Here is a 14,003-nt window from a genome sequence, read left to right as displayed (position 1 = left end):
TCCTCTTTTTTGAACTTATGGAGATACAAATCATCCAAAGTATAGGGAATCCAGCTCAATAAGAGGTGAAATCATCGAATTTTGCTACCTCTTTTACAGCTTTTGTGATATAATTATCATGTATTAAAAAAAGAAGGAGTCATATCTTATGGCAAAATTGACTGTTAAAGACGTTGACTTGAAAGGGAAAAAAGTTCTCGTTCGTGTTGACTTCAACGTTCCTGTAAAAGATGGCGTGATCACTAACGATAACCGTATCACTGCAGCTCTTCCAACTATCAAGTATATCCTTGAACAAGGTGGACGTGCAATCCTCTTCTCTCACCTTGGACGTGTAAAAGAAGAAGCAGATAAAGAAGGTAAATCACTTGCTCCTGTAGCTGCTGACTTGGCTGCTAAATTGGGTCAAGACGTTAAATTTATCCCAGGTGTTACACGTGGTGCTGAATTGGAAGCAGCTGTTAACGCTCTTGAAGATGGGCAAGTTCTCTTGGTTGAAAACACTCGTTTCGAAGATGTTGATGGCAAGAAAGAATCTAAAAACGATCCTGAACTTGGTAAATACTGGGCATCACTTGGAGATGGTATTTTCGTAAACGATGCATTTGGTACTGCTCACCGTGCACACGCATCTAACGTTGGTATCTCTGCAAACGTTGAAAAAGCTGTTGCTGGTTTCCTTCTTGAAAACGAAATTGCTTACATCAAAGAAGCAGTTGAAGCTCCAGAACGTCCATTCGTAGCTATCCTTGGTGGATCTAAAGTATCTGACAAGATCGGTGTTATCGAAAACTTGCTTGAAAAAGCTGATAAAGTTCTTATCGGTGGTGGGATGACTTACACATTCTACAAAGCACAAGGTATCGAAATCGGTAACTCACTTGTAGAAGAAGACAAATTGGATGTGGCGAAAGCTCTTCTTGAAAAATCAAACGGCAAATTGATCTTGCCAGTTGACTCAAAAGAAGCGAACGCATTTGCTGACTACACTGAAGTGAAAGACACTGAAGGTGAAGCAGTAGATCCAGGATTCCTTGGTCTTGATATCGGTCCTAAATCAATCGCTAAATTCGATCAAGAATTGACTGGTGCGAAAACAGTTGTATGGAATGGTCCTATGGGTGTATTTGAAAACCCTGACTTCCAAGCTGGTACAATCGGTGTAATGGACGCTATCGTGAAACAACCAGGCGTTAAATCAATCATCGGTGGTGGTGACTCAGCTGCCGCAGCGATCAACCTTGGACGTGCAGACAAATTCTCATGGATCTCTACTGGTGGTGGTGCTTCTATGGAACTCCTTGAAGGTAAAGAACTTCCAGGATTGGCTGCTCTTACAGATAAATAATCTAATGAGAATGAAAAGAGTTGGGAAACCAACTCTTTTTTCTTTCTATTTTTACCTGTTCTCTCCTTTCTGAAAATATGGTAGAATAATAGAGATAGAAAGATAGGTGACCATGGATTACTTTAAACGACACAAATTTGATTGGTCCAAATTCCGTTTGGGGATGAGAACCTTTAAAACAGGGATTGCCGTTTTTATTGTGCTACTTATTTTTGGAATATTTGGCTGGCGCGGCCTTCAGATCGGGACCTTGACAGCTGTTTTTAGTTTGAGGGAAGACTTTGATAAGAGTGTCCACTTCGGGGCTTCGCGTGTCATGGGCAACAGTATCGGGGGTTTTTATGCTGTATTGTTCTTCCTTTTAAAAACGCTCTTTCATGGCGCGTATTGGGTGACTCTGATTTTTGTACCAATTGCGACCATGTTAACCATTATGACAAATGTCGCTATGAATAATAAAGCAGGAATTATCGGAGGAGTTTCGGCAATGCTGATCATTACTCTCTCGATTCCTAACGGAGAAACCTTCTTGTATGTTTTTGCCCGAATATTTGAGACCTTCATCGGCGTTTTTGTTGCGATTTTGGTCAATTCGGATGTCGATCGCATTCGAGATTTTCTCAAGAAGTACAAAAAACCTATGTAAGATTATATAACATTTAATCTTGACATAGATTTTTTTTTCGATATAATAGAATAGAAAGAGGAATGGTATGAAGGAAAAGGAATTACGACGCTCACTGGCTGTCTTCCCGATCGGAAGTGTTATGAAGTTGACCGACTTGACAGCTCGTCAGATTCGTTATTATGAAGATCAAGGGTTAATTTCTCCTGATCGAACAGAAGGCAATCGCCGCATGTATTCATTGGACAATATGGACCGTCTGCTTGAGATCAAAGATTATATTTCAGATGGTTTGAATATTGCGGATATCAAGAAGAGATATGCGGAAAAAGAGCAAGAGCAAACCAAGGTGGTCAGCCAAGAAGCCATTCGTAAGGCTCTTCATCGTGACATTCTTCAGCAAAGTCGCTTCACATCTTCCCCATCGCCATATGGTCAATTTCGTTGATCATTTCATAAGCTTGTAATCTATTTTAAGGAGACAAAAATGTCAATTACTGCTGCAGATATTCGCCGTGAAGTAAAAGAAAAAAATGTTACTTTTATTCGCTTGATGTTCTCTGATATTTTGGGAACTATGAAGAACGTCGAAATTCCAGCTACCGATGAGCAACTGGACAAGGTTCTTTCAAACAAAGCCATGTTTGATGGTTCTTCTATCGAAGGATTTGTCCGTATCAACGAATCAGATATGTATCTTTACCCAGATTTGGATACATGGACAGTCTTCCCTTGGGGAGATGAAAATGGTAGCGTAGCTGGCTTGATCTGTGATGTCTATACGACAGAAGGAGAACCATTTGCAGGAGACCCACGTGGCAACTTGAAACGTGCCCTTCGTCATATGGAAGAGCTTGGATTCAAATCCTTTAACCTTGGTCCAGAACCAGAATTCTTCCTCTTCAAGTTGGACGAAAATGGAGATCCAACTCTTGAAGTAAACGACAAAGGTGGCTATTTTGACTTGGCTCCAACAGACCTTGCAGATAACACTCGTCGTGAAATCGTAAATGTCTTGACCAAGATGGGCTTTGAAGTAGAAGCCAGTCACCACGAAGTAGCCGTTGGTCAGCATGAAATCGACTTTAAGTATGACGAAGTGCTCCGCGCTTGTGACAAGATCCAAATCTTTAAACTCGTTGTGAAAACCATTGCTCGTAAACACGGTTTGTATGCAACCTTTATGGCCAAACCAAAATTTGGAATTGCCGGATCAGGTATGCACTGTAATATGTCTCTCTTTGACCAAGATGGCAACAATGCCTTCTTTGATCCAGAAGATCCACGTGGAATGCAATTGTCAGAAACTGCTTATCACTTCTTGGGTGGTTTGATCAAGCATGCCTACAACTTTACAGCAGTGACAAATCCAACTGTCAATTCTTATAAACGTTTGGTTCCTGGATATGAAGCACCCGTTTATATTGCTTGGGCAGGACGCAACCGTTCCCCATTGGTACGTGTGCCAGCGTCACGTGGTATGGGAACTCGTTTGGAATTGCGTTCAGTAGACCCAATGGCCAATCCTTATGTAGCCTTGGCAGTCTTGCTTGAAGTCGGCCTTCACGGTATTGAAAACAAAATCGAAGCACCTGCTCCAATCGAAGAAAATATCTATGTAATGACACCGGAAGAACGCAGAGCAGCTGGAATTACAGATCTACCTTCTACCCTTCACAATGCCTTGAAAGCCTTGACTGAAGATGATGTGGTAAAAGCCGCCTTGGGTGAGCACATCTACACCAGCTTCCTTGAAGCCAAACGAATTGAATGGGCAAGCTACGCTACCTTCGTATCACAATGGGAAGTAGACAACTATCTAGATCTTTATTAAGAAACAAGAGTAAAGAGCTTGGGAAATATTCCAAGCTCTTCTTTGCTCTTCAAAATGCAACAATAAAACCAGTTGAAACAGTGGTCTCAACTGGTTGTTTTTTTAATTTTCGTCATCTGGTGTGAGAATCATTGGAATAATGATGGGTTCACGTTCCGTGCTTTCGTACAGGAATGGACGAAGAGCATTGACAATCGCACCATTAACGGTTTGGATATTGGCATCTTTGTTCTTCAAGGCGATACGAATGGCATTGAAGAGGATGCGTTGGCTTTCACGGATCAGGTCTCCTGATTCACGCATGTAGATGAAACCACGGCTCAAGATATCTGGTCCTGCCAGAATCATCTTCGATTTGAAGTCAACAGTCGCAACGGCAAGTACGACACCGTCTTCAGAAAGGTCTCTCCGGTCACGAAGAACAGCAGCACCGATTTCACCGATGCGATTTCCATCGACATAGATGTCTTGGGCATTGAAGCTTCCTGCGATACGAGCAGAGTTGGCTGTAAGAGCGAGGACATCACCATTACTCATGATGAAGATATTGTCTTTTTCTACTCCGCAATCACGCGCAAGTCCTGCGTGGATCTTCTGCATCCGGTATTCACCATGGACAGGCATGAAGTATTTTGGTTTGATCAAGCGGAGCATGAGTTTTTGTTCTTGTTGCCCCCCGTGTCCAGAGGTATGGATGTTGTTGATCTTCCCGTGAATGACATCGACACCCGCTTCAGAAATCGTATTGATCAATTTGTTCACACTGGTTGTATTTCCAGGAATCGGGCTAGAAGAGAAGATCACGGTATCTCCTGGTTGGAGTTGCACTTGGCGGTGCGTTCCGTTGGCAATCCGAGAGAGGGCTGCCATTGGCTCTCCTTGGCTTCCTGTACACATGATCAGGATTTCATTGGCCGCATAGTCTTTGATCTCGTTTGGCTCGATAATGGTTCCAGCAGGGACCTTGATGTAGCCAAGCTCGATTCCATTGACGATGGCTTTTTCCATGGAGCGTCCAAAGACGACAATCTTGCGACCTGTCTTGACAGCGGCCTCAGCTGCCTGTTGGAGACGGAAGATATTCGAGGCAAAGGAAGCAAAGATGATGCGCCCATGGATGCCTTCGATGATCTTCATGATGGATTGGCCAACCACTTTTTCAGAGTTGGTAAAGGTTGGAATTTCCGCGTTGGTTGAGTCTGAGAGCAGACAGAGAACGCCTTCTTCTCCAAGAGCTGCCATACGATGGAGGTCAGCTGGTTCCCCAACGGGCGTGAAGTCAAATTTGAAGTCTCCAGTACAGACAATCTTTCCTTGAGGGGTGTGAATCACAATCCCTAAAGGTTCTGGAATCGAGTGAGTGGTACGGAAGAAGGTTGCTTTAAGATTTTTAAATTGAAGTTCAGTGTTTTGGTTGATTTCGTAGAGTTTGGCATCGCGAAGAAGGCCATGCTCTTCTAATTTTCCACGGATCAAGGCAAGCGCTAAAGGTCCAGCATAGATAGGGACATTGGCTTGCTTCAAAAGGAAAGGAATCCCACCGATGTGGTCTTCGTGTCCGTGGGTAATGAGGACCGCTTTGACACGATCAATATTGTCAACGATATAAGAGTAATCAGGGATCACATAGTCGATCCCAAGGAGGTCGTCTTCTGGAAATTTGATCCCGGCATCGACAATGATAATTTCATCTTGGTACTCGATCCCGTAGGTATTTTTCCCGATTTCTCCAAGTCCACCAATGGCAAATACACCAACTTCTTCAGGTTTTAAGGTATAAGCCATGGATTAGTACTCCGTTAGTTCAAAGGCACCTGACTCTTTCTCGTAAGCAAGGTGTTGCTCAGAAAGTGGTGTGATAAATTCAATGTTGAAATCTGTGTTTGCTTCAACCAATTGACGTGCTTGGATGCGTCCTTCGCGTTCATTTGGTGCATCAATATCGAGATAAAGTGCATGCGTCGTTTCACGACGAGGGTTCCGTTCTTTTGTTTTCTGATAAAAAACTTTGTAAATCATGAAGTAATTTTCCTTTCATTATTTCGGTCCATTTGTTAGCTGCGAAGGAGTGCAATCACTAGAGTTTTCTACTCGCAACTAGTGGACCTGATTCGATACAATTAATTATCATTATATCATAAATTCGCCTGTAAGTAAAAGATAGACTAGAAAAGTCAGAGGGGCAAAGACCTATAATAGAGAAGCTTTTGAGCGGTTTGGTGTATGAAAATCCTGCGCTTTAAGGGAGAGTTTCGCTGGGATTTGAAGGGAATTTGTAGTATAATATAATCCAGTTCAAGAGGAGTAGGAAATGAAATTATTAGCATTTGATACCTCGAGTAAGGCTCTTTCTGTAGCGATTTTAGAAGATGAGACTCTACTTGCAGAAACAACATTAACCATTAAAAAGAATCATAGTATCACCTTGATGCCGGTCATCGATTTTTTGATGCAACAAATCGACTTAACACCCAAGGACTTGGACCGCATCGTGGTGGCAGAAGGTCCTGGGAGCTATACTGGACTGCGCATTGCAGTCGCATCCGCAAAGACATTGGCTCATACTTTAGGGATTGAATTGGTCGGGGTCTCAAGCCTCTTAGCTCTAGTGCCGGATGATCTAAAAGGTTTGGTAGTACCTGTTATGGATGCTCGTCGAAACAACGTCTATGCGGGTTTTTACCAAGAAGATCAGCTGGTCGCACCAGAAGGGCATTTTCCATTTGAGGAAGTCCTAGAGCGTGCAGCATCGAGTGAGCAGGTCACCTTTGTCGGAGAGATCACGGCTTTTAAGGAGCAGATTGCCTCTAGCCTGCCAAGTGCTACTTGCTCTGAAACACTGCCAGATGCAGTGAAAATCGGACGTCTCGGTCTCAAAGAAACGCCTGCTAGCCTCCATGATTTTGTCCCCAATTATCTCAAACGGGTCGAAGCAGAGGAAAATTGGCTCAAAGACCACACGGAAACAACGACCTCCTATATCAAGCGTCTATGATCAAAGTAGAAATCAAAAAGGGGCGAATTCAGGATGCAGCCGCTATTCTCTCTGTGATGGAAGACGTCTATGAAGCTAGTCCCTGGAAGTTGGAGCAGATCCAAGCCGATATAGAGCAGGAATCGATCTCCTATTTCCTAGCTGTGGATGAGGGACAAGTCCTTGGGTTTGTCGCCATTCAAGATACTCTCTATGAAGCAGAGGTTTTGCAGATTGCGGTCAAGCGCGCCTTTCAGGGCCGAGGCCTAGCTCAGCAGTTACTCGCGCAGTTGCCGGACCAAAAAGAGATTTTCTTAGAAGTGCGCGTGTCCAATCAACCGGCCCAAGGCCTATACAAAAAAATGCATTTTGAAGAAATTGCACGGAGGAAAAACTACTATCACGATCCGATAGAGGATGCCGTGATCATGAAGAGGAACCCAAATGAAAGATAGATATATTTTGGCTTTTGAGACATCGTGTGATGAGACCAGCGTGGCTGTCTTGAAAAATGACGACCAACTCTTATCCAATGTCATTGCCAGTCAAATCGAAAGTCACAAGCGTTTTGGTGGAGTAGTGCCTGAGGTAGCCTCTCGTCACCATGTGGAAGTCATCACGGCATGTATTGAAGAAGCCCTAGAAGAAGCCGGCATCACAGAAGACGAGGTCACTGCTGTAGCCGTTACTTACGGCCCAGGCCTGGTTGGGGCTCTTTTAGTCGGCTTGGCTGCAGCTAAGGCCTTTGCCTGGGTGCACGGCCTTCCTTTGATTCCTGTCAATCATATGGCGGGGCACTTGATGGCCGCTCAAAGCGTCGAGCCCTTAGAATTTCCGCTCTTAGCCTTGCTGGTGAGTGGAGGACATACCGAGTTGGTCTATGTCAGTGAAGCGGGGGATTATAAGATCGTCGGAGAGACCCGTGATGACGCTGTAGGAGAGGCTTATGACAAGGTCGGGCGCGTGATGGGCTTGACCTATCCAGCAGGACGTGAGATTGATCAGCTAGCCCACCAAGGGGCTGATATTTATGATTTCCCACGGGCCATGATCAAAGAAGACAATCTGGAATTTTCTTTTTCAGGGCTCAAATCGGCCTTTATCAATCTGCACCACAATGCCCAGCAAAAAGGGGAAAGTCTCTCTAATGCGGACCTGTCAGCGAGTTTCCAAGCAGCCGTCTTAGACATTCTCATGGCCAAGACCAAGAAGGCTTTGGAGAAATATCCAGTCAAGACTCTAGTCGTTGCGGGTGGGGTCGCAGCCAACCAAGGTCTCCGTGAACGCTTGGCTTCTGACATCACGGATGTTAAGGTCATCATTCCGCCTCTGCGTCTCTGCGGGGACAATGCAGGGATGATTGCCTATGCCAGTGTTAGTGAATGGAACAAAGAAAACTTTGCAGGCTTAGATCTCAATGCCAAACCAAGCCTGGCCTTTGAAGGAATTGAATAAGAAAAAGGAGCCAATTGGATGTGCGATTCCAATGGCTTTTTTGTTGGGATCTCACCAACTAGTAAGGGATTTGCGATTGGCAAGAAAATTCGATATGATAGAGGGAATGAAACTGAGGTGGAAGAGAGAAGAGAGATGAAAAAAGAAAAGAGATCTAAATATAGAATTGGCACAATGCTTGTCTTTGCGGTCTGTTTGCTACTGGCTGCAGGATGCGAATCACAAAAGAAAATTGAAAAAAGTGATAAGAGTACAGAGTCCTACGAATTTTCAATCTATAATGCAAAATCTGACATTAAAGATTTCCAATTTATCCATAATAAAAATGGGCTTGTGGTCGAATGGAAGTTTGATGAAAAAGAACGGAAGAAATCTTTGAAGTCTCCTGATTCATCAGATTGGGTTGAGGTGAACTCTAATTATTTGGTTAGACAAAGAAACAGAGTGAGGGGTGTTATTCCATCGAAAAAAATGAAGTCGGATGAATATGCCCATTTAGAGATTTATGATTTGACAGGGAGTAAGGCGAAACGAAAGGAAGTCGATCTTTGGAAGATGATGGTGGAGTATGTAAAAAACGATGATTTTGAGCTCTATAGTCCTTTCCCTACACTTCGAAAAATGAATGGGAATGACTACGCTATCATTAAAATTATGAAGCAAACTCAGTCACGTTATTTCTTGCTTAATCTTAAAACCCTTAAAATTGATAAAGAAATAACGGAAGAAGACGTGAATGAGAAAAATAGAGTGTATCTCTCAATATCTACCCGTAAAGGCTACACTGCTGGAGTTCATCCCTTTTATAATGGTTTTTGGAAGGATGAATCTTACAAAGGTAATATCAATTTAAAAGCATCCTATCCGACTGCATTTAAACTCTTTTCAAAACCAGAAGGTTTTGCTTATAAAGTGATCAATTCTGAGAATGGTGTGATTACGAATGGGAAAGAACTGATAGATCTAGAAACAGAATTTCTTACATTAGGTTCCTCTGTGTACGACTATGCTTATCTGCCTAAAGAACTGAGTGTAGAAAATAAAGATACGAAAATCTCTCAGTTTGATGAGATTCAAAAGTATTATAACGGTAAATCTTTTTCATATTGATACTGATAGAGTTTTTAGAAAATATACAAGGAGAATGAAAAAGAGGTTATTATGCCAACAATGATTAATTTAGGAATATGGAAAAACAAGAATTATCATTTTGATTGGGAGGAAAAAGTCCTACTAGAAGAAACATCTTCTCCTACTAACTGGTCTTATCTACTGCTTCCAGTCACATTATTTATTATCCACAAAATTTCGGATGGATTAGCGGAAGCTGGACTATTTGACAATCAGTTGGTCCGACTTGGAACGATTCCAGTTTTAGGTGTCTTCTCTTACTTTCTTGCTGCGTGGATCATTCGATATTACCATGCGAGTCTGAAATTACAGACATCCAAGTTAGAGGAGAATCAAGGGAAAAAGTTGATCAGGTCTTTGAAGAGACGTAGGGTGTACTTCACCTGTATTCTTAATCTTTTTAGGTTCCTAACTGTAGCCGCGATTCTTTTGTTTGTGATTGGCAATGAAACCATTGCAGTCCTCTTTTTGCTCATTAGTTTTTTAGTGATATTTATGTTTAAATTTGATTACCAACTTCATAAATGGAATGATATGATAGAGATCATATCTCAAGAAGTGGGGAAATAGTGAGTAAGAAAGATTTGACAGCTATTAAAATTCTTTAAAATAGGAGGTAGAAAAATGCCAGTATATATTATACTTCTTTTTGTAATAGGGGGCGGGTCGATCTTTTTCCTAACTGTTTTTTTCATCTACTTCTACATTTCTAAGCGTTTTGCAAGAAGGAAAAACCTATCAACAGAGCGGGTTGAAGGTATTGTTGTTGGCTATGCATACGCAAAACAAGTGATTCCACCCATTGTAGAATATATTGTTGATGGAATAGCATATAAGAGACAATTAGAATATCGTTGGACCGTGGTGAAATCAGCCCCTTGGATGAGTCGAAAGGCGGTAGCTGATACACCGGATCTTTTGAGTGAAAATTTAGTGATTTCTAGAAACTCAATTGTCTCTTACACAAACATTTTAGAAGAAGCATTTCCTAAAGGATCTACCATGACTGTTTGGTATGATCCTCAAAATCCAAGAGAGTCATATGTTGAACGTTTTTGTAATAAAGATAAACTGTATAAAAAGTTAGCTCTTCTCTTTCTCGTTCTCTACATCATTTTTATGATCGTTTTCGTGACACTTACTATTTTATCTATCATATACAATTGGAAAGCAAATTAAGATTTTAAAATATAAGTGCAGTAGGAATCGTTTGAGTCTCTCATTGGTCCTTTTTCAAGCTTTTTCTTGTGTTATAATAGAGGTCAATGATTCAGAAAGGAGTGAGAGTATGGAAAAAGATTTTTGGCAGGGGGTGAGGGATGCGCTGCCGACAGCTCTAGGCTATATCAGTATTGGCCTGGCTTGTGGTGTGGTGGCGTCTCCCTATCTTTCTCCTTTGGAGATGGCTTTGATGAGTGTCTTGGTCTATGCTGGGGCGGCTCAGTTTGCGATGATCTCTCTGATTGCGGCCCACTCTTCGATCTTGAATATGGCCTTGACCGTGTGTTTGATCAATCTCCGGAATATGTTGATGAGTCTGCATACGTCCTCTGATTTTAAGGATGCGAGTCTCGCTCATACCATTGGGATTGGAAGCCTCTTAACCGATGAGAGTTACGGGGTTTACTTGAGTGAGAAGTTAAAGACGGATACCATTATAGTTCCTTGGATGCATGGGAACAATCTAGTAGGCTATGTGTCTTGGATCAGTGCGACGGTTATCGGAACAGCTCTGGGATCTCTCCTACCTGATCCAAAGGCTTTTGGGCTTGATTTTGCCTTAGTGGCTATGTTTATTGGGATTTTTGTAGCCCAGTTCCAAGGAATGCAACTGACAGAAAAGACCAAGACCATGCTCATGGTGCTCTTAGCAGTAGCAGTGAGTTTCTTGCTCTTACTCTTTTTTGTTTCGCAACCGCTTGCTGTGCTAGCTGCGACCTTGATCGGCTGTTTTGTGGGGGTGGTCTGTGATGCGCGTGAATAGTACTATCTTTATGGCCATTCTGGCCTCAGCCCTCGTTACCTGGATTCCTAGGATCTTGCCCTTCCTCTTAGTCAAATACAAAGGACTGCCGGCTCCTGTGACCCGCTTTCTCAAATACCTGCCCATTTCCATTATCTTTGCCTTGGTTTTGTCAAGCTTAGTAGATGGGAAAATTGGAAGCCTCCCGCAGTTCCACTGGTTGGACCTCATGGTGACCATTCCTAGCTTCTTTGTAGCCTTTCGTTACAAAAACCTTATGGGAACCGTTTTGTTTGGAATTGTCTTGATCGCTCTATTACGATTGGCATTTTAAATGTAAAAATATGTTACAGAAAAATTACAATTGTTACAAAAAAACTTGATTTTTGTAACAATTGGAGTATAATGGGATTCAGAAAGATAAAGAGGTGATCTTATGAAAAAATCAATCTTCCGTTGGAGTGCCGCTGTTCTGGTGGCTGCTTCACTTGGTCTAGCTCTCGGTGGTTGTGGTGCAAAGGATAAAAAAACAGCTTCCTCATCCGCAAAAGCATCTACCAGTAAGGTAGAGAAAAAAGCCAAAAGTAATAGCAAAAAGAGTGCAGCATCTTCTGCTCAGGCAAAAGATACAGCTAGCTCTTCAACTCAAACCAGTAGCGAGACAGGTACAAAAGACTCTAGTAAGACCGAGAATGCGTCTGCTACGACGCAAGCTACTGTCCCTGCAGAACTGGTGGGAACTTGGGTAGGATCTAGTCCACAAGCGGATTCGATTAAAATGACCGTCGATGCCAATGGGGATGTAACAACAGTGGTAAGTTTCAAAAATGATAGCGAACCGACTCGGACAGCGACCTATACGGCAAGAGCTGTCCAAGCAACTGGAAATATCTACTATTGGGATGCTGAAGGTCTTGATGGGGCTGATGCCTTGCTCCCTGGGATCACAGGCTTAGGTGTCGCTGATTTCCGACTCGAACCTGGTTTTATCTTAGAAGAAGGACACTATACACCGATTGTTTTCACAACGGCTACCAATACACCATTTGACTACAACAAATACAATGATTTCCGTTTTTCATTAACCAAAGAACAATAAAAAAACGAACTCGATGGAAAATCGAGTTCGTTTCAGATTGAAGACAAAGTCCTCTTAAAAACTTTCCTTAAGTGAGTACGGACGTCAGCGAACTTCGTAGAAGTTCCATGACTAATTATTGAGCCAAAGGTCTCAATAATTCCGAGTGCCTGAAACAAAAAGTTTCAGGCACTTTTCTCACAGCGGAAAGTTTCGGCATTTTCTTGATTCATTCTAAGAATTGGACCACATTTATATTTCTTTGTAGAATTACTTAACTTATTTTACTTTAAAATAGTTTGTCATCATTCTAAGACGAGCTCGAACAAATCGAGTTCGTTTTTTAGTAATGAGGGCTTCCTGCTACCCAACCGGTACAGAGGGCGGATGTGATATTAAAACCGCCTGTATGGGCATTGATATCGAGGACTTCTCCTGCAAAGTGGAGCCCAGGAACTAGCTTACTTTCTAGGGTTTTAGGATTGATTTCTTTGAGGCTGACGCCGCCCTTGGTGACAAAGGACTTGGCTAGAGACATCTTCCCTGTGACAGGAATAGGCACCTCTTTGATGTTTTGAATGAGCTCTTCTATCTGAGGAGGAGTGAGTTGTTTGGCTTTTTCAGGGAATCCTTGCACCAAGAAATCAGCTAACCGTTCAGGAAGAAGGGTTTTGAGGCTATTTTTAATGGACTTTTCTCGATGCTCTTCTAGAAAGTCTTTTAACTCTTGAGAAGAGGTAGTCGGAAGGAGGTCCAGAGATAAGATTTCCCCACCTTTAACAAAGCTAGACATCCGAAGGGCTGCAGGGCCAGAAAGACCGAAATGCGTAAAGAGCAGGTCATGGGTGATGATGTGTTTGCCGTAGCTGAGGGTCACATCTGTCAGAGAGATCCCTTGGAGGGCCTTGTGTGGGAAGTCTGTCAAAAGAGGACTTTCTGCCGCTTCGAGATCGGTGATGGTGTGTTTGAAGTGGCGGGCAATTTCGTGTCCGTAGCCAGTAGAGCCGGTAGAAGGATAGGATTTGCCCCCAGTTGTGACAATCAGCTTGTCAGCTGTCCATGTTTTTTCAGCAGACTTGACGATAAAGACGTCTTCTGGCTTGGTGACAGAGACGACTTCGCAGTTGGTGGCCATGCTAGCACCTAGCTCAAGGATCTTATTTTCTAAGGCTTGAATAATGGTGCGAGATTGATCACTAGCAGGAAAGACCCGGCCATGATCTTCGACTTTTAGCTTGACGCCATTATCGGTGAAAAATTGGATGATATCATGATTATCAAATTGGGAAAACACACTGTAAAGGAAACGGCCATTTCCAGGGATACCGGCCATCAAATCGTCTAGGGTCCCGTTATTCGTGACATTACAGCGGCCTCCTCCGGTACCAGCGAGTTTCTTGCCCAGCTTTTTATTTTTTTCGATCAGTAGCGTAGGTTGGCCATAAGAGGCGCTGGCAATGGTTGCCATCATACCTGCTGGGCCACCACCGATGACAATGGTGTGAAAGTGAGTCATATCAATCTTCTTTCTCTTTTTTTTCATGATTTGCTTTGTCCATTATATCATTTTATGGCTGGCTTCGGAAAATGAAGGG

The 14,003-nt window shown here is 42.7% G+C and carries 16 protein-coding genes; 13 read left to right on the top strand and 3 right to left on the bottom strand.

Translation table 11 applies throughout. The features are described from left to right. The first annotated feature begins 148 nt into the window (after positions 1-148). From pgk to glnA, 4 genes are all read left to right on the top strand, one after another. Complete coding sequence (pgk, locus tag O3626_RS06570) at positions 149-1,348, top strand: phosphoglycerate kinase (RefSeq protein WP_118396409.1); 1,200 nt, start codon at positions 149-151, stop codon at positions 1,346-1,348. A gap of 112 nt (positions 1,349-1,460) precedes the next feature. After that, the gene (locus O3626_RS06565; RefSeq protein WP_024055322.1) at positions 1,461-1,994 is read left to right on the top strand and encodes an aromatic acid exporter family protein; all 534 of its coding nucleotides are present in this window, start codon (positions 1,461-1,463) and stop codon (positions 1,992-1,994) included. Between the two features lie 67 nt (positions 1,995-2,061). Next, positions 2,062-2,421: a MerR family transcriptional regulator gene (locus O3626_RS06560; protein WP_014713966.1), complete on the top strand. Its 360-nt coding sequence runs from the start codon at positions 2,062-2,064 to the stop codon at positions 2,419-2,421. 39 nt (positions 2,422-2,460) lie between these two features. Then, positions 2,461-3,807, top strand: coding sequence for a type I glutamate--ammonia ligase (gene glnA, locus O3626_RS06555; protein ID WP_155124590.1), 1,347 nt, complete (start codon positions 2,461-2,463; stop codon positions 3,805-3,807). Positions 3,808-3,909: 102 nt separating this feature from the next. Here glnA and rnjA read toward each other — a convergent pair whose 3' ends face one another. Together rnjA and O3626_RS06545 are read right to left on the bottom strand one after the other, a co-directional pair. After that, positions 3,910-5,592: a ribonuclease J1 gene (rnjA, locus tag O3626_RS06550; RefSeq protein WP_003015245.1), complete on the bottom strand. Its 1,683-nt coding sequence runs from the start codon at positions 5,590-5,592 to the stop codon at positions 3,910-3,912. A 3-nt stretch (positions 5,593-5,595) separates the two neighbouring features. Continuing rightward, complete coding sequence (locus tag O3626_RS06545) at positions 5,596-5,826, bottom strand: DNA-directed RNA polymerase subunit epsilon (protein ID WP_031576344.1); 231 nt, start codon at positions 5,824-5,826, stop codon at positions 5,596-5,598. Between the two features lie 292 nt (positions 5,827-6,118). Between O3626_RS06545 and tsaB the strand changes: the two genes are divergently transcribed. From tsaB to O3626_RS06500, 9 genes are all read left to right on the top strand, one after another. After that, complete coding sequence (gene tsaB, locus O3626_RS06540; RefSeq protein WP_371495966.1) at positions 6,119-6,802, top strand: tRNA (adenosine(37)-N6)-threonylcarbamoyltransferase complex dimerization subunit type 1 TsaB; 684 nt, start codon at positions 6,119-6,121, stop codon at positions 6,800-6,802. Then, positions 6,799-7,236 carry a ribosomal protein S18-alanine N-acetyltransferase gene (gene rimI, locus O3626_RS06535; protein ID WP_371495964.1) on the top strand — a complete coding sequence of 146 codons (438 nt, stop codon included), beginning with the start codon at positions 6,799-6,801 and terminating at the stop codon, positions 7,234-7,236. Before tsaB ends, rimI begins: the two co-directional genes overlap by 4 nt. Then, on the top strand, positions 7,226-8,236 hold the full coding sequence (tsaD, locus tag O3626_RS06530; RefSeq protein WP_371495962.1) for a tRNA (adenosine(37)-N6)-threonylcarbamoyltransferase complex transferase subunit TsaD: 1,011 nt from the start codon (positions 7,226-7,228) through the stop codon (positions 8,234-8,236). Before rimI ends, tsaD begins: the two co-directional genes overlap by 11 nt. A gap of 18 nt (positions 8,237-8,254) precedes the next feature. After that, positions 8,255-9,346 (top strand): hypothetical protein, encoded by a 1,092-nt coding sequence (locus O3626_RS06525; RefSeq protein WP_371495960.1) that lies wholly within the window; start codon positions 8,255-8,257, stop codon positions 9,344-9,346. 51 nt (positions 9,347-9,397) lie between these two features. Then, positions 9,398-9,937 carry a hypothetical protein gene (locus O3626_RS06520; RefSeq protein ID WP_371495958.1) on the top strand — a complete coding sequence of 180 codons (540 nt, stop codon included), beginning with the start codon at positions 9,398-9,400 and terminating at the stop codon, positions 9,935-9,937. 54 nt (positions 9,938-9,991) lie between these two features. After that, on the top strand, positions 9,992-10,546 hold the full coding sequence (locus tag O3626_RS06515) for a DUF3592 domain-containing protein (protein ID WP_371495956.1): 555 nt from the start codon (positions 9,992-9,994) through the stop codon (positions 10,544-10,546). Between the two features lie 109 nt (positions 10,547-10,655). After that, on the top strand, positions 10,656-11,351 hold the full coding sequence (locus O3626_RS06510) for an AzlC family ABC transporter permease (RefSeq protein WP_371495954.1): 696 nt from the start codon (positions 10,656-10,658) through the stop codon (positions 11,349-11,351). After that, positions 11,338-11,664 carry an AzlD domain-containing protein gene (locus O3626_RS06505; protein ID WP_371495951.1) on the top strand — a complete coding sequence of 109 codons (327 nt, stop codon included), beginning with the start codon at positions 11,338-11,340 and terminating at the stop codon, positions 11,662-11,664. The genes O3626_RS06510 and O3626_RS06505 overlap by 14 nt, the downstream gene beginning before the upstream one ends. Before the next feature lie 102 nt (positions 11,665-11,766). Further along, positions 11,767-12,429, top strand: coding sequence for a hypothetical protein (locus O3626_RS06500; protein ID WP_371495949.1), 663 nt, complete (start codon positions 11,767-11,769; stop codon positions 12,427-12,429). A gap of 322 nt (positions 12,430-12,751) precedes the next feature. Here the strand turns inward: O3626_RS06500 and O3626_RS06495 are convergent, their stop codons facing one another. Then, positions 12,752-13,924, bottom strand: a complete 1,173-nt coding sequence (locus O3626_RS06495) for an NAD(P)/FAD-dependent oxidoreductase (RefSeq protein WP_371495947.1) — start codon at positions 13,922-13,924, stop codon at positions 12,752-12,754. Positions 13,925-14,003: the final 79 nt, after the last annotated feature.

It is taken from the genome of Streptococcus sp. 20925_1_77, assembly GCF_041432125.1.
GTDB lineage: Bacteria > Bacillota > Bacilli > Lactobacillales > Streptococcaceae > Streptococcus.
The sequence above is the reverse complement of the archived record's forward strand: the minus strand, read 5'-3'. Positions and strand labels throughout refer to the sequence as shown.

Excerpts from the sequence above, each read along its gene's own strand:
- pgk (WP_118396409.1), top strand. The coding sequence starts at position 149 with ATGGCAAAATTGACTGTTAAAGACGTTGACTTGAAAGGGAAAAAAGTT.
- O3626_RS06565 (WP_024055322.1), top strand. The coding sequence starts at position 1,461 with ATGGATTACTTTAAACGACACAAATTTGATTGGTCCAAATTCCGTTTG.
- O3626_RS06560 (WP_014713966.1), top strand. The coding sequence starts at position 2,062 with ATGAAGGAAAAGGAATTACGACGCTCACTGGCTGTCTTCCCGATCGGA.
- glnA (WP_155124590.1), top strand. The coding sequence starts at position 2,461 with ATGTCAATTACTGCTGCAGATATTCGCCGTGAAGTAAAAGAAAAAAAT.
- rnjA (WP_003015245.1), bottom strand. The coding sequence starts at position 5,592 with ATGGCTTATACCTTAAAACCTGAAGAAGTTGGTGTATTTGCCATTGGT.
- O3626_RS06545 (WP_031576344.1), bottom strand. The coding sequence starts at position 5,826 with ATGATTTACAAAGTTTTTTATCAGAAAACAAAAGAACGGAACCCTCGT.
- tsaB (WP_371495966.1), top strand. The coding sequence starts at position 6,119 with ATGAAATTATTAGCATTTGATACCTCGAGTAAGGCTCTTTCTGTAGCG.
- rimI (WP_371495964.1), top strand. The coding sequence starts at position 6,799 with ATGATCAAAGTAGAAATCAAAAAGGGGCGAATTCAGGATGCAGCCGCT.
- tsaD (WP_371495962.1), top strand. The coding sequence starts at position 7,226 with ATGAAAGATAGATATATTTTGGCTTTTGAGACATCGTGTGATGAGACC.
- O3626_RS06525 (WP_371495960.1), top strand. The coding sequence starts at position 8,255 with ATGTGCGATTCCAATGGCTTTTTTGTTGGGATCTCACCAACTAGTAAG.
- O3626_RS06520 (WP_371495958.1), top strand. The coding sequence starts at position 9,398 with ATGCCAACAATGATTAATTTAGGAATATGGAAAAACAAGAATTATCAT.
- O3626_RS06515 (WP_371495956.1), top strand. The coding sequence starts at position 9,992 with ATGCCAGTATATATTATACTTCTTTTTGTAATAGGGGGCGGGTCGATC.
- O3626_RS06510 (WP_371495954.1), top strand. The coding sequence starts at position 10,656 with ATGGAAAAAGATTTTTGGCAGGGGGTGAGGGATGCGCTGCCGACAGCT.
- O3626_RS06505 (WP_371495951.1), top strand. The coding sequence starts at position 11,338 with ATGCGCGTGAATAGTACTATCTTTATGGCCATTCTGGCCTCAGCCCTC.
- O3626_RS06500 (WP_371495949.1), top strand. The coding sequence starts at position 11,767 with ATGAAAAAATCAATCTTCCGTTGGAGTGCCGCTGTTCTGGTGGCTGCT.
- O3626_RS06495 (WP_371495947.1), bottom strand. The coding sequence starts at position 13,924 with ATGACTCACTTTCACACCATTGTCATCGGTGGTGGCCCAGCAGGTATG.